The organism is Streptomyces sp. NPDC006339 (assembly GCF_040612775.1).
Taxonomy (GTDB): domain Bacteria; phylum Actinomycetota; class Actinomycetes; order Streptomycetales; family Streptomycetaceae; genus Streptomyces.
In genome coordinates, this window is sequence record NZ_JBEXQW010000064.1 from 1 (window position 1) to 20,025 (window position 20,025).

Genomic DNA, 20,025 nt, shown 5'->3' on the forward strand with positions numbered 1-20,025 from the left:
AGATGATCGCGGTTCGTTGTCTGCGTGGGCGTGCCGCGAAGGGCAACGTGACTGCGCTGTCACAAGGGAGGCGCCGTTCGGTGCGGGCCTTCTTCGCTTGCGATCCTGACGGGACTTGAACCCGCGACCTCCACCTTGACAGGGTGGCGAGCTAACCAACTGCTCCACAGGACCTTCGCAGCCTTTGAGCAGCGGCTGCGAGGAAAACTGTACAGCAGCTCGGCGGTCTGGTCGAACCGGCGTCGCACGCCCGGCCGGGACGCCTGCCGGACGCCGGCCGGGGCGCCTGCCCGACGCCTACGGGACGGCCGCGTCGATCGCCTTCACGATCCGCTTGTCCGACACCGGATACGCCGTGCCCAGGGCGTGCGCGAAGTAGCTCACCCGCAGCTCCTCGATCATCCAGCGGATGTCCGTGACCGAGGACGGCACCGGCCGGCCCTTCGGCAACTGCTCCAGGAGCCAGGCGTACTCGTCCAGCATCTCGTGGACCTTCTGCATCCGGGTGGTGTCCCGCTGCACGCCCGTCGGCATCTGCTGCAGCCGCCGGTCCACGGCCACCAGGTAGCGCATCAGGTCCGGCAGCCGCTTGAGGCCCGTGCGCGTGACGAAGCCGGCCGGCATCAGCCAGGAGAGCTGCTCGCGCACGTCCTGGAGGTTCGGCAGCAGCGCCGGGCTGCTCGTGGCCTTCAGGCGCCGCTCACATGCCTGCCAGGCCGCCAGGACCTGCTGCACCTGGCCCACCGTCCGCACGGTCAGCTCCACGAGGTCCGCGCGCACCTTGTCGTACAGCTTCCGGAAGGACTCCTCGTCCCACACCGGGCCGCCGTGCTCCGCGATCAGCCGGTCGGCGGCCGCGGTCGCGCAGTCGTCGAAGAGGGCCTGGATCGAGCCGTGCGGGTTCGAGGACAGGGCCAGCTTCTGCTGGTTGGTCAGCCGGTCCGAGGCGAACTTCGCCGGGTTCACCGGGATGTTCAGCATGATCAGCTTCCGGGTGCCCCGCCACATCGCCTGCGCCTGCTCCTCCTCGGTGTCGAAGAGGCGTACGGCGACGCTGTCCCCCTCGTCCACCAGCGCGGGGTATGCCTTGACCGGCTGGCCGGCCCGCCGCGTCTCGAAGACCTTGGTGAGGGTGCCGATCGTCCAGTCCTTGAGCCCTGTGCGCTCCAGGGAGGGCCCGGAGCCGTCCGGGCCGCCCGTGGCCGCGGCGGCGGCCTTGGAGAGCGCCTGACGGGCCTTGGGGCGCAAGCGGAGCTTGAGCGCCTCCAGGTCCTTGTCCTCGGCCAGCTTGCGGCGCCGCTCGTCGACGATCCGGAAGGTGATCTTCAGGTGCTCGGGGACCTTCGCCCAGTCGAAGTCGTCCGCCGTGACCGGCACCCCGACCATCCGCTGGAGCTCGCGCGCCAGCGCCGGCGTCAGTGGCTCCTGCACCGGGACCGTGGAGTCCAGGAAACGGGACGCGAAGTTCGGCGCGGGCACGTAGTGCCGGCGGATCGGCTTGGGCAGCGACCGGATCAGCTCGGTGACGACCTCCTCGCGCAGGCCCGGGATCTGCCAGTCGAAGCCCTCGTCGGTGACCTGGTTGAGCACCTGGAGCGGGATGTGGACGGTCACGCCGTCCGCGTCCGCGCCCGGCTCGAACTGGTAGGTCACCCGGAACTTCAGCGGCCCCTGGCGCCACGAGTCCGGATAGTCGTCCTTGGTGACCGCCCCCGCCTTCTCGTTGATGAGCATCTCGCGCTCGAAGTCGAGGAACTCCGGCTCCTCGCGGCGCTTGTGCTTCCACCACGAGTCGAAGTGCGCCCCCGACACGACGTGCTCGGGCACCCGCTTGTCGTAGAAGTCGAACAGCGTCTCGTCGTCGACGAGGATGTCCCGGCGCCGGGCGCGGTGCTCCAACTCCTCGACCTCGGTGAGGAGTCTGCGGTTCTCGGCGAAGAACTTGTGGTGGGTGCGCCAGTCGCCCTCGACGAGCGCGTTGCGGATGAACAGCTCACGGGAGACCTCGGGGTCGATCCGCCCGTAGTTCACCTTGCGGTCCGCGACGATCGGCACGCCGTACAGCGTCACCTTCTCGAAGGCCATGACCGCCGCCTGGTCCTTCTCCCAGTGCGGCTCGCTGTACGTCTTCTTCACCAGGTGCTGGGCCAGCGGCTCGACCCACTCGGGCTCGATCCGCGCGTTCACCCGCGCCCACAGCCGGGAGGTCTCCACCAGCTCGGCGGACATGACCATGCGCGGCGGCTTCTTGAAGAGCGCCGAGCCCGGGAAGATCGCGAACTTGGCGTTGCGGGCGCCCAGGTACTCGTTCCGGGAGCCCTCGCGGCGCGCCCCGTCCTTCGCCCCGTCCTTGCTCTCCTTCACGTCCTTCAGGCCGATGTGGGAGAGGAGGCCGGCCAGCAGGGACACGTGCACCGACTGCTCGGGCGCGTCCTCCTCGTTGAGGTGGATGCCCATCTGCTTGGCGACCGTGCGCAACTGCGCGTAGATGTCCTGCCACTCGCGGATCCGCAGGAAGTTCAGGTACTCCTGCTTGCACATCCGGCGGAAGGACGAGGAACCCCGCTCCTTCTGCTGCTCGCGGATGTAGCGCCACAGGTTGAGGAAGGCGAGGAAGTCGCTGGTCTCGTCCTTGAAGCGGGCGTGCAACTGGTCGGCCTGCGCCTGCTTCTCGGCCGGGCGCTCGCGCGGGTCCTGGATGGACAGGGCCGCCGCGATCACCATGACCTCGCGGACGCAGCCGTTCTTGTCGGCCTCCAGGACCATGCGGGCGAGCCGCGGGTCCACGGGCAACTGGGACAGCTTCCGGCCCTGCTCGGTGAGCCGCTTCTTCGGGTCCTTCTGCGTCGGGTCCAGCGCGCCCAGCTCCTGGAGGAGCTGCACGCCGTCCCGGATGTTGCGGTGGTCCGGCGGGTCGATGAAGGGGAACTTCTCGATGTCGCCGAGGCCGGCCGCGGTCATCTGGAGGATGACGGAGGCGAGGTTGGTCCGCAGGATCTCCGCGTCCGTGAACTCGGGACGGGTGAGGAAGTCGTCCTCCGAGTAGAGCCGGATGCAGATGCCGTCCGACGTACGGCCGCAGCGGCCCTTGCGCTGGTTGGCGCTGGCCTGCGAGACCGGCTCGATCGGCAGCCGCTGCACCTTGGTGCGGTGCGAGTAGCGCGAGATGCGGGCGGTGCCCGGATCGATCACGTACTTGATGCCGGGGACGGTCAGGGAGGTCTCGGCGACGTTCGTGGCGAGGACGATCCGGCGGCCGGAGTGCGCCTGGAAGACGCGGTGCTGCTCGGCATGGGACAGCCGGGCGTAGAGCGGCAGGATCTCGGTGTCCCGGAGTCTCTTCTTCAGCAGCGCGTCCGCCGTGTCGCGGATCTCGCGCTCGCCGGACAGGAAGACCAGGATGTCGCCGGGACCCTCCTTCTGGAGCTCGTCCACGGCGTCGCAGATGGCGGTGATCTGGTCCCGGTCGGCCTCGTCGGAGTCCTCCTCCAGAAGCGGCCGGTAGCGGACCTCCACGGGATACGTGCGCCCGCTGACCTCGACGATCGGGGCGTCCCCGAAGTGCCGGGAGAAGCGCTCCGGGTCGATGGTCGCGGAGGTGATCACGACCTTCAGGTCCGGGCGCTTCGGCAGGAGCTGGGCCAGATAGCCGAGCAGGAAGTCGATGTTGAGGGACCGCTCGTGGGCCTCGTCGATGATGATCGTGTCGTAGGCGCGCAGCTCGCGGTCCGTCTGGATCTCGGCGAGCAGGATGCCGTCCGTCATCAGCTTGACGAAGGTCGCGTCCGGGTTCACCTGGTCGGTGAAGCGGACCTTCCAGCCGACCGCCTCCCCGAGCGGGGTCTTCAGCTCCTCGGCGACCCGCTCGGCGACCGTGCGGGCGGCGATCCGGCGGGGCTGGGTGTGCCCGATCATGCCCCGGACGCCACGGCCCAGCTCCAGACAGATCTTCGGGATCTGCGTCGTCTTGCCGGAGCCGGTCTCACCCGCGACGATCACGACCTGGTGGTCGCGTATCGCCTCCAGGATCTCGTCCTTCTTCTGGGAGACGGGCAACTGCTCGGGATACGTGATCGCGGGCAGGCGCGCGGCACGCGCGTCGACCCGCTCCTTGGCCTTGCCGGCCTCGGCGGCGATCTCCTCCAGGACGGCCTCGCGGGCCTCGGGCTTACGGATGCGGCGGGCGCCTTCGAGACGGCGGCCGAGCCGGTGGGAGTCCCGCAGCGAGACCTCGGCCAGGACGGACTGGAGGGCGGCGAAGGAAGTAGACATACGGAATCCAGGATCGCACCTGCGGCGGAGAAGCGGCGAACCGATTTACGAGTCGCGGCCCGGCCGTGTCCTGCCCGTGTCCCGGGTCGGCGGCGGCCCGCTGCGTACTATTTCGGGCACGCCCACCTGAAAGGTCTCCCCATGTCCCGCACCGCTCGCGCGCTCGCGGCGTTCGCCGCGCTGGCGGGCCTGGTGCTCGGGCTCGTGGTCTGCGGGTCGGCGGCGGCCGCTGCGGCGGGGACTGCGGCGGGCACGCTCCAGGTGGCCGCCCCCGGACCCGCGCAGCCCGGCTGCGGCGAGGGCCACGGCGGCGAGGAGGGCGCGGCCGGCCCCGCCGTACCGCCGCGCTCCCACGGCTCCGGAGAGCTGCTGCCCGCGCCGGCCGCCGACCGGACGCCGTGGGGCGGCTGGGCGGGGGACCAGGCCGTACGGGAGACGGCGCCGGGCCCGTCGCCGCCCGAGCGCGTCCCGCCGTCACCGGTGGAGCTGTCGATCCTGCGGGTGTAGACGACCGGCGCCCTTTCGCCGCCCGTCGTCTCTTTCTCCCTGTTCAGGAGTGCTTCAGCATGTCCAAGTCCACGGTCAAGGCCACGTCCAAGTCCACGCCCAAGCCCCCGTCGAAGTCCCCGTCGAAGTCGAAGACCGCGTCCAAGCCGATCCTGATCGTCGCCGGGGTGGCCGTCGCCGCCGCGCTGCTCGGCCTCGTCTCGTACGGCGCCACCAAGCCGGACGCGCCCGGCGGAACGGGCGGCTCCGGCGACTCCTCGGCCGTCGCCGAGGTGACCGCCGACCCGTCCGCCGGCGTCTACCCCGAGCTGGAGGCGTACGCCCGCCGCGACGCCGCCGACAAGCTCGCGCTCGGCCGGGCCGACGCGCCCGTGGTCCTGATCGAGTACGCCGACTTCAAGTGCGGCTACTGCGGAAAGTTCGCCCGGGACACCGAGCCCGAGCTGGTGAAGAAGTACGTGGACGCCGGCACCCTGCGCATCGAGTGGCGGAACTTCCCGATCTTCGGCGAGGAGTCCGAGGCGGCGGCCCGGGCCTCCTGGGCGGCCGGGCAGCAGGGCCGGTTCTGGCAGTTCCACAAGGCCGCGTACGCGCCGGGCGCCAAGGAGAAGGGCTTCGGCGAGGAGCGCCTGACCGCGCTGGCGAAGGAGGCGGGCGTGCCGGACCTGGCCCGTTTCGCGCGGGACGCGGACAGCGCGGCCGCCCGGGAGTCGGTGCGCCGCGACCAGGAGCAGGGCTACTCGCTCGGCGCGACCTCGACCCCGTCCTTCCTGGTCAACGGCCGGCCGATCGCGGGCGCCCAGCCCATGGAGACCTTCACCGAGGCGATCGAGGCGGCGGCGAGGACGGCGGCCGCCAAGAAGCCGGGGCCGGGGCGATGACCTCCGGCATCGGCTACTTCGCGGCCTTTCTGGGCGGCCTGCTCGCCCTGCTCAGCCCGTGCAGCGCCCTGCTGCTCCCGGCCTTCTTCGCGTACTCCGTCGACACGCGGGCCCGGCTGGTCGCCCGGACCGGGATCTTCTACGCGGGTCTGGCCACCACCCTCGTCCCGCTGGGCGCGGCCGGCTCCTTCGCCGGGCGGCTCTTCTACGGTCACCGGGACCTTCTGGTGGCCGTCGGGGGCTGGCTGATCGTGGCCCTCGGGGTGCTGCAGATCCTCGGCCTGGGCTTCGCGTCCCGCCGGATGGGCGAGATCAGCGGCCGGATCCGCCCCACGACCGCCTTCTCCGTCTACGCCCTGGGCCTGGTCTACGGCCTCGCCGGCTTCTGCGCGGGCCCGATCCTGGGCAGTGTCCTGACGGTTGCCGCGCTCAGCGGAAGCCCGGCCTACGGGGGCCTGCTCCTCGCGGTGTACGCGCTCGGGATGGCCGTACCGCTCTTCGTGCTCGCGCTGCTCTGGGAGCGTTACGACCTGGGGCGGCGGCGCTGGCTGCGGGGCCGCCCGATCCGCGTCGGCCGGTTCGCGCTGCACTCGACCTCGCTCCTGTCGGGCCTCTTCTTCATCGCCCTCGGCACGCTCTTCCTGGTCTTCGACGGGACGACCGCCCTGCCCGGGCTGCTCTCGGTCGACGACTCCTTCGCCGTGGAGCAGCGGGTGGCCGGCCTCGGCCGCGCGGTCCCGGACTGGGTGCTGCTCGCGGCGGTGGTCGCGGTGGTGGCGGCGGCGCTGGCGTGGCGGGCGCGGCCGGGCGCCCGGCGCCGGGAGGACGCCTAGCGGGCGGCGGAGGCCGTACGGGCGGGGCGGGCGCCGTACGGGAGGGGCGCGGGCTCTTCCCGTACGGCCGCCCGGGACTCCCCGGTTCCTGCGGGGCGCGGGCGCACGAAAAAGGCCCCGTTCTCTCGAACGGGGCCTTCTCTTTGTGGCTGGGGCCGGGGTCGAACCGGCGACCTATCGCTTTTCAGGCGATCGCTCGTACCAACTGAGCTACCCAGCCACGAGACCGTTTCCGGTCTCAGCGATCCTGACGGGACTTGAACCCGCGACCTCCACCTTGACAGGGTGGCGAGCTAACCAACTGCTCCACAGGACCTTATGGTGTGCGAGAACCAGTCTCGCACAGGGTTGTGCGTGCCCCCAACGGGATTCGAACCCGTGCTACCGCCTTGAAAGGGCGGCGTCCTGGGCCACTAGACGATGAGGGCTAAGAGGCCCGCCTGGGCGCTTCTCAGCGCGTCGGGGACGTGAGAAGCATATGGGATGGCAGGCGGTATCGCCAAAACGGTTTCCCGAGGGGGGAGAATGAGCGGGTGCTGGAGATGACGCGCGAGGAGTTCGAGGAACTCGTCGCCGAGGCCCTGGACCGGATTCCGCCGGAGCTGACCCGGCTGATGGACAACGTCGCCGTGTTCGTGGAGGACGAGCCGCCCTCCGACGACCCGGAGCTCCTCGGGCTCTACGAGGGGACGCCGCTCACCGACCGCGGCGAGTGGTACGCCGGGGTGCTCCCGGACCGGATCACCATCTACCGGGGCCCGACGCTCCGGATGTGCGCGTCGCGCGAGGACGTGGTGGCGGAGACGGAGATCACCGTCGTCCACGAGATCGCCCACCACTTCGGCATCGACGACGAGCGGCTGCACGCGCTGGGCTACGGCTGAGCCGGCGCGGCGTGGGACGGTGCGCCGTGGGGTGGCGCGGGACGGTGTGCCGTGGGGTGGGGTGGCGCGGCGCGGGGCGGGTTTCCCGGGGTGGCGCGGGGCCGGGGGCGGCGCATCCCGGGCGCACGCCGGGCGTGTCCCTTGTGGTGCGAAGGGAGTTGGGCAGGGCAGCGCGTTCGGACCGCGCGCGTCCCGTTCCTGCCCGCCCCGTCCTGGAGGTGCCTCCGTGCGCCCTTTGCCCACCCCCGTGAGATGGGCCGCCACCGCGCTGGCGGTCGCCGCCTGTGCGGGCCTGAGCGGCTGTATGAGTGTCGGCGACGACGGCGCGAAGCCGGCGCCCAGCACGTCCGCGGGGAAGGGCGGCGCGGCGGCCGGGTCCGGTGAGGACGGCGGGCTCGCCGGCGGCCAGGGCGGCGGTTTCGACCGTACGGGGCGCAGCGGGCCCGATCCGGACGGCGAGGGCGAGCAGACCCCCGTACCGAGCGGATCGCCGTCCGCGACGGCCAAGCCGACCGGTGGCGCGGCCCCGGTCGGTCCCGGCGGGGCGCCGAAGCCGCAGCAGCCGCCCTCGGGTGGTGCGGACGGCGGCGCCGACGGCGGTGGCTCGGGGGCGCCGGGTGGCGAGACCACGCCACCGGTGGACCCGACGGAGCCGACGCCGACCCAGGAGCCGACCACGCCCACGCAGGAGCCGACGCCCGATCCGACGGTGACCGAGACGCCCACGACGACACCCGGCGCGGACACCCACATGGGTGCCATGCGGGCCGCCGAGGGGCCCGGCGGGGCGACGGAGCCGGAGGCATCGCCGCAGGCAGGGCCGGTGTAGCGGGGGTGTGACGGAGCTCGGTTTGCCTTGGGAGGGGGAGAGTGCGTATGGTGGTAGATCGTTTGATCCCATTTGCCCGGCGCCACGACCGAAGAGCGCCGTGACTGGCGCGTACTCTCCCTTGCCGTGGCTGACCGCATTGAGGCGGTCGTAGTGCGAAACACGGAGTTGACGGGCGCGTGCCGAGACTCCGGAAGGTTTCGCATTTCGCATGTCCATTTTCAGTTCTGACCACATCGTCCTGCCCGAGAGCGACGAGATCGTCGCCGTCGTCGACGCCTCCGAGGTCGTCGAGGCCGCCGAGGCCGCCCTCGACGCGACCGTCGAGACCGCCGACGCGACGAGCGACGACACGACCGTCGAGGCGGACGACGCCTCCGCCGGCGAGCCGCAGCTCACCTTCGGTGACCTGGGCCTCCCCGAGGGCGTCGTGCGCAAGCTCGCCCAGAACGGTGTGACCACCCCCTTCCCGATCCAGGCCGCGACCATCCCGGACGCCCTGGCCGGCAAGGACATCCTCGGCCGTGGCCGTACCGGCTCCGGCAAGACCCTCTCCTTCGGTCTGCCGCTGCTCGCCACCCTGGCCGGCGGCCACACCGAGAAGAAGAAGCCCCGCGGCGTCATCCTCGTCCCCACCCGTGAGCTCGCGATGCAGGTCGCGGACGCCCTCCAGCCGTACGGCGACGTGCTCGGCCTGAAGATGAAGGTCGTCTGCGGCGGTACGTCCATGGGCAACCAGATCTACGCCCTGGAGCGCGGTGTCGACATCCTCGTCGCCACCCCGGGCCGCCTGCGCGACATCATCAACCGCGGCGCCTGCTCCCTGGAGCAGGTGAAGATCGCGGTCCTCGACGAGGCCGACCAGATGGCCGACCTGGGCTTCATGCCCGAGGTCACCGAGCTGCTCGACCAGGTCCCGGCCGGCGGCCAGCGCCTGCTGTTCTCCGCCACCCTGGAGAACGAGATCGACAGCCTGGTCAAGCGCTACCTGGTGAACCCCGTCACCCACGAGGTCGACCCGTCCGCCGGCGCCGTCACGACGATGACCCACCACGTCCTGGTCGTGAAGCCCAAGGACAAGGCCCCGGTCACCGCCGCCATCGCCGCCCGCAAGGGCCGCACCATCATCTTCGTCCGCACCCAGTTGGGCGCCGACCGCGTCGCCGAGCAGCTCCGCGACTCCGGTGTGAAGGCCGACGCGCTGCACGGCGGCATGACCCAGGGCGCGCGTACCCGTACGCTCGCCGACTTCAAGGACGGTTACGTCAACGTCCTCGTCGCCACCGACGTCGCCGCCCGCGGCATCCACGTCGACGGCATCGACCTGGTCCTGAACGTGGACCCGGCCGGTGACCACAAGGACTACCTGCACCGCTCGGGCCGCACCGCCCGCGCCGGCCGCTCCGGTGTCGTGGTCTCCCTGGCCCTGCCGCACCAGCGCCGCCAGATCTTCCGCCTGATGGAGGACGCGGGCGTCGACGCCTCGCGCCACATCGTCGGCGGCGCCGGCGCCTTCGACCCCGAGGTCGCCGAGATCACCGGCGCCCGGTCCCTGACCGAGGTGCAGGCCGACTCCGCGAACAACGCCGCCAAGCAGGCCGAGCGCGAGGTCGCCGACCTGACGAAGCAGTTGGAGCGCCTGCAGCGCCGCGCCGTCGAGCTCCGCGAGGAGGCCGACCGCCTGGTGGCCCGCGCCGCCCGCGAGCGCGGTGAGGACCCGGAGGCCGCGATCGCCGAGGTGACCGAGGCCGCCGAGGCCGAGCTCGCCGCGGCCGTCGTGGCGGAGCCGGTCCGCGAGGAGCGCCGCGACTTCGACCGCGACCGTCGTGACGAGCGTCGGGACGAGCGTCCGTCCTTCAACCGCGACCGCCGCGACGACCGTCGGGACGAGCGTCCGTCGTTCAACCGTGACCGTCGTGACGACCGCGGTGGTGACCGTGGTGGCGACCGTGGCGGCTTCCGCCGCGACGAGCGCCCGTCCTTCAACCGCGACCGTCGGGACGAGCGTCCGTCGTTCAACCGTGACCGTCGTGACGACCGCGGCGGTGACCGTGGTGGCGACCGTGGCGGCTTCCGCCGCGACGACCGTCCGTCCTTCAACCGCGACCGTCGGGACGAGCGTCCGTCGTTCAACCGCGACCGTCGGGACGAGCGTCCGTCGTTCAACCGTGACCGTCGTGACGACCGCGGCGGTGACCGTGGTGGCGACCGTGGCGGCTTCCGCGGCAGCGACCGCCCCTTCAACCGCGACCGCCGCGACGACCGCCCCACCGGCGGCCACCGCGGCAGCGACCGCCCCTTCAACCGCGACCGCCGCGACGAGCGCCCCTCGTTCAACCGCGACCGTCGTGACGACCGCCCGTCGTTCAACCGCGACCGCCGCGACGACAAGCCGCGCTGGAAGCGCAACGGCTGACACGCCGACAGGGCCCCTGCCCGCACGACAGTGCGGGCAGGGGCCCTCCCCTTTGCGCCACCGCGCGCGGCAGGGCCGATACCCGATCGGTTTGGAGGAGGTATCGGGCTATGCTGCTCGGGTGTGCTTGTCCACGGGCCGTTAGCTCAATTGGCAGAGCAGTGGACTTTTAATCCATTGGTTGTGGGTTCGAGTCCCACACGGCCTACCGCACGAGGCGCCCCGCCCGGTCCCACCGGGCGGGGCGCCTTCGTATGCGGCCCTTTGTTCGGCCTGTGCGGTCGGGCTTCGCGTCGCGCTTCGCCCGGGTGCCAGGTTTGGCGGCGGAGGAACGGGACAAATGCCGCGTGGAGGCACGCTATGGCTTTGTCGATCCGCCGCGCAGACGGCGTCCAGACCACCCGGGAACGGCGTACCGAGGAACGGGAGGCCGCATCACCGGCTCCGGCCGCTTCGGCGCCGCTCGTCTCGCCGGTCAACTCCCACAACGAGTGGGACCCGCTGGAGGAGGTCATCGTCGGCCGCCTCGACGGGGCGATGATCCCGCCGCACGACGCCGCGGTGTCCGTCACCATGCCGCCGTGGGCGGCGCGGCTGCACGGGCTGGCCGCGCCCTTCCGGTATCCGCGGCGGCTGGTCGAGCCGGCGCAGCGGGAGCTCGACGGGTTCGTCGAGCTCCTGGAGTCCCTGGGCGTCACCGTCCGCCGCCCGGACCCGGTGGACCACCGGCGGCCCTTCGCCACGCCCGACTGGACCTCCCGGGGCTTCGTCAACTCCTGCCCGCGCGACAGCCTGCTGGTGATCGGTGACGAGATCATCGAGACGCCGATGGCGTGGCCGTGCCGGTACTTCGAGACCCACTCGTACCGCACGGTCCTCAAGGACTACTTCCGGCGCGGGGCACGCTGGACGGCGGCGCCGAAGCCGCAGTTGACGGACGCACTGTACGAGCCGGACTTCCGGCCCGCGCGGCACGGCGAGCCGGTCCGCCGCATCGTGACCGAGTTCGAGCCCGTGTTCGACGCGGCGGACTTCGTACGGGCCGGACGCGATCTGTTCGTGACGCCGAGCAACGTCACCAACCGCATGGGCATCGAGTGGCTGCGCCGGCACCTCGGCCCCGGCTACCGCATCCACGAGATCGAGAGCCGTTGCCCCACCCCCATGCACATCGACACGACCTTCCTCCCGCTCGCCCCGGGCCGGGCGCTGGTCAACCCGGAGTACGTCGACGTCGACCGACTGCCCCCCGTCCTGGACTCGTGGGACATCCTGGTCGCCCCCGAACCCGACCCGATCGGCGAACGGCTGCTCAAGTTCACCTCGATCTGCGGCAAATGGCTCAGCATGAACGTCCTGGTGATCGACGGCCGACGCGTCATCGCCGACCGCCACCACACCGGCATGCTCCGCGCCCTGGAGACCTGGGGCTTCGAGCCCATCCCCTGCGACTTCCTCCACTACGCCCCGTTCGGCGGATCCTTCCACTGCGCCACCCTCGACATCCGCCGCCGCGGCACCCTCGACTGAGCCACGCCCTGTCCTGAGAGCCGGGCGCGCGCCCGCCGGAGCAGGCGCGCCCCTCAGTGCACGCCCAGGGCCGCCAGGCGCTCCGGGTCGGCGACGATGTCGATCTCCACGATGCGGTCGTCGACGATGGTGAAGGCCATGAGGCCGACGGGGGAGCCGTGGGCGAGGGAGACCAGGCCGGCGGCGCCGTTGACCGTGACCGGGCGGGCGGCGTGGCGGTAGCGGGAGAAGGTGAGGGCCTGGGCGGTGACCGCCTCGGCGCCGCGGATCAGCTTGGAGGCGGCCGCGGTGAGGGTGCCGCCGTCGACGCGGAGGACGACGTCGGGGGCGAGGACGGTGAGCAGGCCCTCGAAGTCGCCGGCCTGGGAGGCCGCCAGGAAGGCGTCGACCACCTTGCGCTGCCGGGCGGTGTCGCGATCGGGCGTCGGGGCGGCGTCCTTGACGCGGCGGCGGGCGCGGCTGGCGAGCTGGCGGGTGGCGGCGGGGGTGCGGTCGACGATGGGGGCGATCTCGTCGAAGGAGACGGAGAACATGTCGTGCAGCACGAAGGCGAGCCGCTCCGCCGGGGCGAGCGTCTCCAGGACGACGAGCAGGGCCAGGCCGACGGAGTCCGCGAGCAGCGCCTCCTTCTCGGGGTCCGCGGCGCCCTCCTCCCGTACGACCGGGTCGGGGACGTAGAAGTCGAGCGGGTCCTCGCGGCGGGAGGTGCGGGAGCGCAGCATGTCGAGGCAGACCCGGCCGGTGACGGTGGTCAGCCAGCCGCTGAGGTTGCGCACCTCGCCGATGTCCGAGCGGTTCAGCCTGATCCAGGTCTCCTGGACGGCGTCCTCGGCCTCGCCGAGCGAGCCGAGCATGCGGTACGCGACCGCGCGCAGATGGCCGCGGTCGGCCTCGAAACGTTCCGCCAGTTGCTCCGGCGTGAGGCCGGGAGAGGAGGCCGGCGCGGAGCTCGGCACGGAGCTCGGTGTGGAGGTCGGCACGGAGCTCGGCGTGGGGTTGTTCTCCATCGGTGCCTCTTCCCCTTCGCGTGGCCTCACATGGCGATGACGGACGGCGGGCCGCCGATGTGACAGGAGGCCGTTTCCCCGCCCTTCCCGTCCCGCTACGTGAGATCCCCGCCGCCCCGCCGCGAACGCCCGGGAATCCCCGGCCGAGGCCCCGGACCTCCGTGGATCGTCACTTCAGCGTCGTGATCATCGTCCCTAGATTGATCACCATGACGACGACAACGCATCAGGTCAACCCCGTGCTCCGTACGCCCCCGGCCTCCCCGGCCGCCGCCGCGGCCTACTTCTCGGCGAGCCTCGCCTTCCACGCCGACGTGTCCGACGTGGCCTCCACCCTCGCCGACGCCCGCGCCACGGGCGTCGACCCCGGCTTCGTCGTGATCGACTCCCGCTCGACCGCGTCCTGGGACCAGGGCCACGTGCCGGGCGCCGTGCACCTGCCGACCGCGCTCATCGCCGAGCAGGCCGAGCAGCTCCTCGACAAGAGCGTCCCGGTCGTCACGTACTGCTGGGGCCCCGGCTGCAACGGCGCCACGCGCGCCGCGCTCGCCCTCGCCGAGCTGGGCTTCCAGGTGAAGGAGATGCTGGGCGGCTTCGAGTACTGGGTGCGCGAGGGCTTCCCGTACGAGACCTGGGAAGGCGCCGAGAAGAAGGACGCGGACCCGCTGACCGCACCCGTCGACGCGGACGACTGCGGCTGCTGAACCGCCGCCGGGGAAACCGATTTCGGTTTCGGCTGACCATGCCGTAAGGTCGTGTTTACCGACGCGGGGTGGAGCAGCTCGGTAGCTCGCTGGGCTCATAACCCAGAGGTCGCAGGTTCAAATCCTGTCCCCGCTACTCAGTAGCACGAAGGCCCGGATCGTTCTCACGATCCGGGCCTTCGTCGTGTTGCGGCGCAGATGGACGCCGGAGCCCCTGGGCGATTTCCCGTTTGACCTTTACGTAACGTCAAGTTCTAGCGTGGTCGGCATGGAGTGGTCGATCCAGGAGATCGCCAGAAAGGCCGGCACCACCAGCCGCACCCTCCGCCACTACGGCGACCTGGGGCTGCTGGAGCCGAGCCGGATCGGCGCGAACGGTTACCGGTACTACGACCAGGCGGCACTCGTGCGGCTGCAGCGGATCCTGCTGCTGCGCGAGCTCGGGCTCTCCCTGCCCGCCATCGCCGAGGTCCTCGAAGGCCAGCGGGACACCTCGGCCGCCCTGCGCACGCATCTGGCCCTCCTCGAGCGGGAGCGCGAGCGCATCGGGCGGCAGATCGAGGCCGTACGCACCACTCTCCACAAGACCGAGAGAGGAGAAGAACTGATGGCGGACGAGATGTTCGACGGTTTCGACCACACGCGGTACGAGGCCGAGGTCACCGAGCGCTGGGGCCGCGAGGCGTACGAGAAGGGCGACCGCTGGTGGCGCTCGCTGGGCGACGCCGAGAAGAAGGCGTTCCTGGACGAGCAGGCCGGCATCGCCCGCGACTTCGCGGCGGCCGCCGCGCAGGGCCTCGCGCCCGACAGCGACGAGGTGCAGGCGATCACCCGGCGGCACCACACCTGGCTGTCGGGCACGACGACGCCGACGAAGGAGTACTTCATCGGTCTCGGCCGGATGTACGTCGACGACCCGCGCTTCACCCGGAACTACGACCAGTACGGGGAGGGCACCGCCGTCCTCGTCCGGGACGCGATGGAGGTCTTCGCCGAGCGGAACCTGTAGCGGGGCGGTGCGGACCGCGGGCCGGCCCTGGTCCACGTGCGACGCCGCCCGGTCCGCGTGCCGGGTCCGCACCGTCCGAAGTAAACGGTGGCCAAAACCGCGCCCGTCCCTTTGCGGGCGGCCGGACGCGACCCGTACGCTCTCGCGCACCATGAGTGACCGGTGTGTGACGATGCGTGCGGCAGGACGGCGGGCGCCCGCCGTCCTGCTGCTGTTCGCGCTCGTCGCCCTGATCGCGGGCGTCTGCCACGGCACGCACGGGCACTCCCTGCCCCTCGCCGGCGGCCCCTCCGGGACCAGCGTCTCCGCACCCGCCCTGCCGCACGGCTGCGAGCGGTCCGGGGAGGGCTGGGCCTTCGACGCGCATCTGCCGGCGCAGTCCACCGGGACGCCGTTGTCGGCGCCGGACGCCGGAAGCGCGATCCCCCTCGCGTACGACGAGGTGTTCCCCGAAGCCCCGCACACGCGCTGCGTCCGGGGCAGGGCGGGACCCGGCCCCGAGCCGGGCCGTCTGCTGATCGCCCTGGGAGTGGACCGGAACTGACCGGACCGCGTACGAGCCCGAGCCCGAGCCCGGTCCGAGCTCGCTCACGAGCACGGGCCTGAGCCCGTACGCCTCCGGTTCTTCCGCATGCCCGCGTACGCGCGGAGCCCCCCTCACCCCCCAAGGGACGCAGACCCCATGACGCACCCCGCCAACCTCCTGTCCGTCGCCGAGCAGACCGTCGGCCACACCCCCGTGCTGTGGATGGACGACGGCTACTGGGCCAAGCTCGAAGGCTTCAACTTCGGCGGCATCAAGGACCGCGCCGCCCTCCACATGGTCGAGCAGGCCCGCCGCCGCGGTGACCTGCGGCCGGGCGCCCCGATCGTCGAGTCGACCTCCGGCACCCTCGGCCTCGGGCTCGCCCTCGCCGGGATCCTGCACGGCCACCCCGTCCACGTCGTCACCGACCCGGGGCTCGAACCGATCGTGGAGCGGATGCTCACCGCCCACGGCGCCCGGGTCCACGTCGTGCCGGAGCCCAGCCCGCACGGCGGCTGGCAGCAGGCCCGGAGGGACCGGGTGGCCGAGCTGCTGCTCGCGCTGCCCGGGGCCTGGTGGCCCGACCAGTACGGGAACCCCGACAACCCGGAGGCGTACGCCGGGCTCGCGGCCGAGCTCGCCGGTCAGCTCGACCGGATCGACGTGCTGGTCTGCGCGGTGGGCACCGGCGGGCACTCGGCCGGCATCTCCCGCGCCCTGCGCGCCACCAGCAGCCCCGCCCTGGAACTCGTCGGGGTGGACTCGATCGACTCCACCGTCTTCGGGCTGCCGGCCGGCCCGCGTCTGATGCGCGGGCTCGGCTCCTCCATCCACCCGGCGAACGTCGACCACGGCGCCTTCGACGAGGTCCACTGGGTGGGGCCGGCGGAGGCGGTACGGGCGGCCCGCCGGCTGGCCGCCCGGCAGTTCGCGACCGGCGGCTGGAGCGTCGGCGCGGTCGCGCTGGTGGCCGGCTGGCTGGCCCGTACCCGGCCGCGCGGCACCCGGATCGCGGCGGTCTTCCCGGACGGGCCGCAGCGCTATTTCGACACCGTCTTCAACGACGAGTTCTGCGCGGCGCACGGACTGCTCGACGGGCCCGTACGGGAGGAGCCGGCGGCGTACGCGCCCGGCGAGCCGGTCCGCGGCTGGACCCGCCGGGTCCTCGACCGGCCCGGGCAGGCCCGCCCCGCCCGGGCCGACGTCGGCGGGACTGCCCCCGCCCGGACCGATGCTGGCGGGACTGCCCCCGCCCGGTCCGACGCCGGCCAGGCCCGCTCCTCCCAGGTCCGCCCCGCCCGGTCCGATGCCGCCGCCCAGGTCAGCCCCGCCCGGTCCGGTGCCGCCGCCCAGGCCCGCTCCATCCGGTCCGGCGCCGCGCCGATCCGCTCCTCCCAGGCCGGCGCGGTCGGGGCCCGCTCCTCCCAGGGCGGCGACCGGTGAACCTCTGGCGCCAGACCCGCGGCTTCGACCCGACCGTCCGTCTCCTCTTCCTCAACCAGCTCACCATCAACCTCGGCTTCTACATGCTGATGCCGTACCTCGCCGCGCATCTGGCCGACGGCCTCGGCATGGCGGCCTGGGCGGTCGGGCTCGTGCTGGGCGCCAGGAACCTGTCCCAGCAGGGCATGTTCCTGGTCGGCGGGGCGCTCGCCGACCGGCTCGGCTTCAAGCCGCTGATCGTCGCCGGCTGCGCGCTGCGGACCCTGGGCTTCGGGGCGCTCGCCTTCGCCCAGTCGCTGCCCGCGCTGCTCGCCGCCTCGCTCGCGACGGGGCTTGCGGGGGCGCTGTTCAACCCGGCGGTGCGGGCCTTTCTCGCGGCCGAGGCGGGGGAGCGGCGGCGCGTGGAGGCGTTCGCCCTGTTCAACGCGTACTACCAGGCGGGCATCCTCCTTGGACCGCTGATCGGGGTGGCCCTGACAGGGGTGTCGTTCCGGCTGACGTGCACGGTCGCGGCCGTCCTGTTCGCCGCGCTCACCCTCGTACAACTGCGGCATCTGCCGGTGCGCCGGTCCTCGGCGGCCGCGGACACCGCCGGGGAAGGGCGGAAGGGGCAGTTCCGTACGGTGCTCGGCAACCGCACGTTCTGGCTGTTCTCGCTGGCCATGACCGGCTCGTACGTGCTGTCCTTCCAGGTCTATCTGGCGCTGCCGCTCGCCGCCGGCGGTACGGCGGCGACCACGGCCCTGTTCGTGGTCTCGGCGCTGGTGGCGCTGGCCGGGCAGTTGCGGATCACCGCCTGGTGCAAGGCCCGGCTGTCGCGCGAGCGCTGTCTGGTGCTCGGACTCGCCCTGATGGGCGGCGCCTTCCTCGTCCCGGCGGGGCTGGGGCGTTCGCTGGTGGGGCTGCTGCTGTGCGCGGCGGTGCTGGCGGTCGCGAACGCGGTGCTCTACCCGTACGAGATGGACACGGTCGTCGCGCTGTCCGGGGGCCGCTGGGTGGCCACCCACTACGGGCTCTACAACACCGTCTGCGGGGTGGGCATCACCCTGGGGAACCTGGGGACGGGCGCCCTGCTCGACCTGACCGGCCGGTCGGCGGCGCCCTGGCTGGTGCTGTGCGCGGTCGGTCTCGGGTGCGCGGGGGCGATGGCGCTGCTGGCCCGGGGCGGACGGCTGGCCGAGCCGCCGCCCGTACGCCAACCGGCCGAGGAGGAGTCGCCGAGCCGCGCGGCCTGACGGCACCCTGGACAGGGCGCGGGTCCGTCCGGGGCCGGGCGGCGAGCCAGAGGACAGTCCAGACCAGTCCAGAGGACACGCCGAAGGGCAGTCCAGACGGCAGCCCGGGCGGCGGCAGTGCCGGCGCTGGTCCAGGCGGCGGTGCAGTCCAGGCGGCGGTGCAGGCGGGAGAGCACAGGTGGCGCGAGCAGCGGTGCGGCGCGGGCGGGGCCTCTCCGGTGGCCGCCGCGCCCGTCCGGCCCCGGGTCCGGCCTCCGGTCGGGCCGCCGACGCGTCCTCCTCCGGGGGCCGTGGGGCCTCGTCCGGTGTGCCCTCCGGCTCCGGCTCCTCCTCCGGTGCGGTGCGCGCAGGGTCCGGCGGTCCGTCGCCCGGCCCGTACCGCGGCGCCCGGCGTTTTCTGCGCGCGCTCCCTCCGCTGGTGATCGTGGGCGGGATCGTCTTCGACGCGTCGACCCCGCCCCAGTACACGGCGGCGCCGATGTTCTCGGCGGCGCCGCTGATCGCGGCCCCCTTCTTCTCCACACTCACGACGCTGCTCACGGGCATCGCCGCCGTCCTCGCCAGCGTCGGTCTGCACGTCTACAACGGGACGGTGGCGGAGATCCCCTCCCTGACCGAGAGTCTGACGGTCGCCACGGTCTCGGGCCTCGCGGTGCTGATCAGCCGGGTGGTGCGGCGCAGCGGCGAGCGGCTGGCCTCGGCGCGGGTGATCGCGGAGACGGCGCAGAAGGCGGTGCTGCCCACGCCCGCCGAGCGGATCGGGGGGCTGCAGATCGCCGCCCGGTACGAGGCGGCGCAGGCGGACGCGTTCATCGGCGGCGACCTGTTCGCGGTGCAGGACACCCCGCACGGGGTGCGGCTGGTGGTCGGCGACGTGCGGGGGAAGGGGCTCGACGCGGTGGAGGCCGTGGCCGTGGTGATCGGTGCCTTCCGCGAGGCGGCCGAGCAGGAGGCGACCCTCGAAGGGGTGGCGGCGCGGCTCGAGCGGGCGCTGGCCCGGGAGGGCACCCGGCGCGACGGTCTCGACGCGTTCGAGGGGTTCACCACGGCGGTGCTCGCGGAGATCCCGGGCGGTGACCGGGTGGTGCGGGTGGTCAACCGGGGCCATCCCGAGCCGCTGCTGCTGCGGGCGGACGGGGGTGTGGAGGTGCTGCGGCCCAGCGAGGCCGCGCTGCCGCTGGGGATGGGGGAACTGGCGGTGTGGCCGGACCGGGCCGACGAGTCGCCGTATCCGCCGGGTGCGACGCTGCTGTTCTACACGGACGGCCTGTCGGAGGCGCGGGACGCGGCGGGGGTCTTCTACGACCCGGGGGAGCGGCTCGCGGGGTGGATCTTCCCGGGGCCCGAGGAGCTGCTCGACGCGGTGGTGGCGGATGTGCGGCGGCACACGGGCGGGGGCACCACGGACGACATGGCGCTGCTCGCGGTGAGCCGTCCGGCGGTGGGGCAGCCGGAGCGGCGGCGGACGATGCCGGTGGTGCCGCCGGCCGACCGGGCGGTGGGTCCGCGCCGTGACGCGGGTGGTGACGCGGGTGGTGACGGGGCGCGGTGACAGGGCGCGGTACCAGGGCGTGGTGACAGGGCGTGGTGACGAGGTGTCGCTCCGATAACAATTGACGTAACGTCAGATACGGGGTTTGGTCCTGACGCCGTTCTGAAGGGAGGTCAACTCGGGCTTTTCCCTACCAATTCAGCTAATGATCAAGCGGAACGGCTTGGAATCGGGAGGCCACGTCTATTAACGTTCGATAACGCAGCGCGGTCGTCCCAGCCGTCGCAAGAGACGGCACCGTGCGCACGCGCCGAATCCCGTAAGGGAACCGGGGAACCACCACTTGGGGTGAATCGGGCCCCACCGCACTCGTGCGGCACCGCCCGTAGGAGACCTTCCTGCTCCGAACCCGTCAGCTAACCCGGTAGGCGAGAAGGAAGGAAAGGAGAGCGCCTCC

General features: G+C 72.4%; 15 protein-coding genes, 6 tRNA genes and 1 riboswitch. Of the genes, 15 read left to right on the plus strand and 6 right to left on the minus strand.

The window, feature by feature from the left end; translation table 11 throughout:
• Positions 1 to 100: 100 nt before the first annotated feature.
• Positions 101 to 174, minus strand: a tRNA-Asp gene (locus ABZ135_RS34340).
• 123 nt (positions 175 to 297) lie between these two features.
• Positions 298 to 4,272, minus strand: coding sequence for an ATP-dependent RNA helicase HrpA (gene hrpA / locus ABZ135_RS34345; RefSeq protein ID WP_356701549.1), 3,975 nt, complete (start codon positions 4,270 to 4,272; stop codon positions 298 to 300).
• A 141-nt stretch (positions 4,273 to 4,413) separates the two neighbouring features.
• Here hrpA and ABZ135_RS34350 point away from each other — a divergent pair, with 141 nt between their 5' ends.
• From ABZ135_RS34350 to ABZ135_RS34360, 3 genes are read left to right on the plus strand one after another with little or no spacing between them, the layout of a single operon-like run.
• A complete protein-coding gene (locus tag ABZ135_RS34350; RefSeq protein ID WP_356701551.1) occupies positions 4,414 to 4,779 on the plus strand; it encodes a hypothetical protein in 366 nt (121 codons plus the stop codon).
• Positions 4,780 to 4,838: 59 nt separating this feature from the next.
• Positions 4,839 to 5,660, plus strand: a complete 822-nt coding sequence (locus ABZ135_RS34355) for a DsbA family protein (RefSeq protein ID WP_356701553.1) — start codon at positions 4,839 to 4,841, stop codon at positions 5,658 to 5,660.
• The gene (locus ABZ135_RS34360) at positions 5,657 to 6,493 is read left to right on the plus strand and encodes a cytochrome c biogenesis CcdA family protein (RefSeq protein ID WP_356701554.1); all 837 of its coding nucleotides are present in this window, start codon (positions 5,657 to 5,659) and stop codon (positions 6,491 to 6,493) included. The genes ABZ135_RS34355 and ABZ135_RS34360 overlap by 4 nt, the downstream gene beginning before the upstream one ends.
• Positions 6,494 to 6,639: 146 nt before the next feature.
• Here the strand turns inward: ABZ135_RS34360 and ABZ135_RS34365 are convergent.
• The 3 genes from ABZ135_RS34365 to ABZ135_RS34375 form a co-directional block, all read right to left on the minus strand.
• Positions 6,640 to 6,713, minus strand: a tRNA-Phe gene (locus ABZ135_RS34365).
• 22 nt (positions 6,714 to 6,735) lie between these two features.
• A tRNA-Asp gene (locus ABZ135_RS34370) sits at positions 6,736 to 6,809 on the minus strand.
• Between the two features lie 39 nt (positions 6,810 to 6,848).
• Positions 6,849 to 6,921 (minus strand) — tRNA-Glu (locus ABZ135_RS34375).
• 105 nt (positions 6,922 to 7,026) lie between these two features.
• Here ABZ135_RS34375 and ABZ135_RS34380 point away from each other — a divergent pair.
• The 5 genes from ABZ135_RS34380 (at position 7,027) to ABZ135_RS34400 (ending at position 12,152) form a co-directional block, all read left to right on the plus strand.
• The gene (locus ABZ135_RS34380; RefSeq protein ID WP_352076949.1) at positions 7,027 to 7,377 is read left to right on the plus strand and encodes a metallopeptidase family protein; all 351 of its coding nucleotides are present in this window, start codon (positions 7,027 to 7,029) and stop codon (positions 7,375 to 7,377) included.
• A gap of 226 nt (positions 7,378 to 7,603) precedes the next feature.
• Positions 7,604 to 8,206, plus strand: a complete 603-nt coding sequence (locus ABZ135_RS34385; RefSeq protein ID WP_356701556.1) for a hypothetical protein — start codon at positions 7,604 to 7,606, stop codon at positions 8,204 to 8,206.
• A 211-nt stretch (positions 8,207 to 8,417) separates the two neighbouring features.
• A complete protein-coding gene (locus ABZ135_RS34390) occupies positions 8,418 to 10,622 on the plus strand; it encodes a DEAD/DEAH box helicase (RefSeq protein WP_356701557.1) in 2,205 nt (734 codons plus the stop codon).
• A gap of 135 nt (positions 10,623 to 10,757) precedes the next feature.
• Positions 10,758 to 10,830 (plus strand) — tRNA-Lys (locus tag ABZ135_RS34395).
• 152 nt (positions 10,831 to 10,982) lie between these two features.
• On the plus strand, positions 10,983 to 12,152 hold the full coding sequence (locus ABZ135_RS34400) for an amidinotransferase (RefSeq protein ID WP_356701559.1): 1,170 nt from the start codon (positions 10,983 to 10,985) through the stop codon (positions 12,150 to 12,152).
• Between the two features lie 53 nt (positions 12,153 to 12,205).
• On the opposite strand, the gene sigJ is transcribed toward ABZ135_RS34400, so the two are convergent.
• Positions 12,206 to 13,159 carry an RNA polymerase sigma factor SigJ gene (gene sigJ, locus ABZ135_RS34405; protein WP_356701561.1) on the minus strand — a complete coding sequence of 318 codons (954 nt, stop codon included), beginning with the start codon at positions 13,157 to 13,159 and terminating at the stop codon, positions 12,206 to 12,208.
• 209 nt (positions 13,160 to 13,368) lie between these two features.
• On the opposite strand from sigJ, the gene ABZ135_RS34410 reads away from it, so the two are divergent.
• The 7 genes from ABZ135_RS34410 (at position 13,369) to ABZ135_RS34440 (ending at position 19,628) form a co-directional block, all read left to right on the plus strand.
• Positions 13,369 to 13,863: a rhodanese-like domain-containing protein gene (locus tag ABZ135_RS34410; protein ID WP_356701562.1), complete on the plus strand. Its 495-nt coding sequence runs from the start codon at positions 13,369 to 13,371 to the stop codon at positions 13,861 to 13,863.
• Positions 13,864 to 13,925: 62 nt separating this feature from the next.
• Positions 13,926 to 13,999, plus strand: a tRNA-Met gene (locus tag ABZ135_RS34415).
• A 132-nt stretch (positions 14,000 to 14,131) separates the two neighbouring features.
• Entirely contained in the window at positions 14,132 to 14,872 is a 741-nt protein-coding gene (locus ABZ135_RS34420) for a MerR family transcriptional regulator (RefSeq protein ID WP_356701564.1), read from the plus strand.
• 151 nt (positions 14,873 to 15,023) lie between these two features.
• Positions 15,024 to 15,416 (plus strand): hypothetical protein, encoded by a 393-nt coding sequence (locus ABZ135_RS34425; protein WP_356701566.1) that lies wholly within the window; start codon positions 15,024 to 15,026, stop codon positions 15,414 to 15,416.
• A gap of 138 nt (positions 15,417 to 15,554) precedes the next feature.
• The gene (locus tag ABZ135_RS34430) at positions 15,555 to 16,841 is read left to right on the plus strand and encodes a pyridoxal-phosphate dependent enzyme (RefSeq protein ID WP_356701568.1); all 1,287 of its coding nucleotides are present in this window, start codon (positions 15,555 to 15,557) and stop codon (positions 16,839 to 16,841) included.
• On the plus strand, positions 16,838 to 18,076 hold the full coding sequence (locus ABZ135_RS34435; protein WP_356701570.1) for an MFS transporter: 1,239 nt from the start codon (positions 16,838 to 16,840) through the stop codon (positions 18,074 to 18,076). The genes ABZ135_RS34430 and ABZ135_RS34435 overlap by 4 nt, the downstream gene beginning before the upstream one ends.
• A 340-nt stretch (positions 18,077 to 18,416) precedes the next feature.
• Entirely contained in the window at positions 18,417 to 19,628 is a 1,212-nt protein-coding gene (locus ABZ135_RS34440) for a PP2C family protein-serine/threonine phosphatase (protein ID WP_356701572.1), read from the plus strand.
• 238 nt (positions 19,629 to 19,866) lie between these two features.
• Positions 19,867 to 20,014, plus strand: a riboswitch (cyclic di-AMP (ydaO/yuaA leader).
• Positions 20,015 to 20,025: the final 11 nt, after the last annotated feature.

Excerpts from the sequence above, each read along its gene's own strand:
- sigJ (WP_356701561.1), bottom strand. The coding sequence starts at position 13,159 with ATGGAGAACAACCCCACGCCGAGCTCCGTGCCGACCTCCACACCGAGC.
- ABZ135_RS34425 (WP_356701566.1), top strand. The coding sequence starts at position 15,024 with ATGAGTGACCGGTGTGTGACGATGCGTGCGGCAGGACGGCGGGCGCCC.
- ABZ135_RS34410 (WP_356701562.1), top strand. The coding sequence starts at position 13,369 with ATGACGACGACAACGCATCAGGTCAACCCCGTGCTCCGTACGCCCCCG.
- ABZ135_RS34400 (WP_356701559.1), top strand. The coding sequence starts at position 10,983 with ATGGCTTTGTCGATCCGCCGCGCAGACGGCGTCCAGACCACCCGGGAA.
- hrpA (WP_356701549.1), bottom strand. The coding sequence starts at position 4,272 with ATGTCTACTTCCTTCGCCGCCCTCCAGTCCGTCCTGGCCGAGGTCTCG.
- ABZ135_RS34350 (WP_356701551.1), top strand. The coding sequence starts at position 4,414 with ATGTCCCGCACCGCTCGCGCGCTCGCGGCGTTCGCCGCGCTGGCGGGC.
- ABZ135_RS34355 (WP_356701553.1), top strand. The coding sequence starts at position 4,839 with ATGTCCAAGTCCACGGTCAAGGCCACGTCCAAGTCCACGCCCAAGCCC.
- ABZ135_RS34430 (WP_356701568.1), top strand. The coding sequence starts at position 15,555 with ATGACGCACCCCGCCAACCTCCTGTCCGTCGCCGAGCAGACCGTCGGC.
- ABZ135_RS34360 (WP_356701554.1), top strand. The coding sequence starts at position 5,657 with ATGACCTCCGGCATCGGCTACTTCGCGGCCTTTCTGGGCGGCCTGCTC.
- ABZ135_RS34420 (WP_356701564.1), top strand. The coding sequence starts at position 14,132 with ATGGAGTGGTCGATCCAGGAGATCGCCAGAAAGGCCGGCACCACCAGC.
- ABZ135_RS34390 (WP_356701557.1), top strand. The coding sequence starts at position 8,418 with ATGTCCATTTTCAGTTCTGACCACATCGTCCTGCCCGAGAGCGACGAG.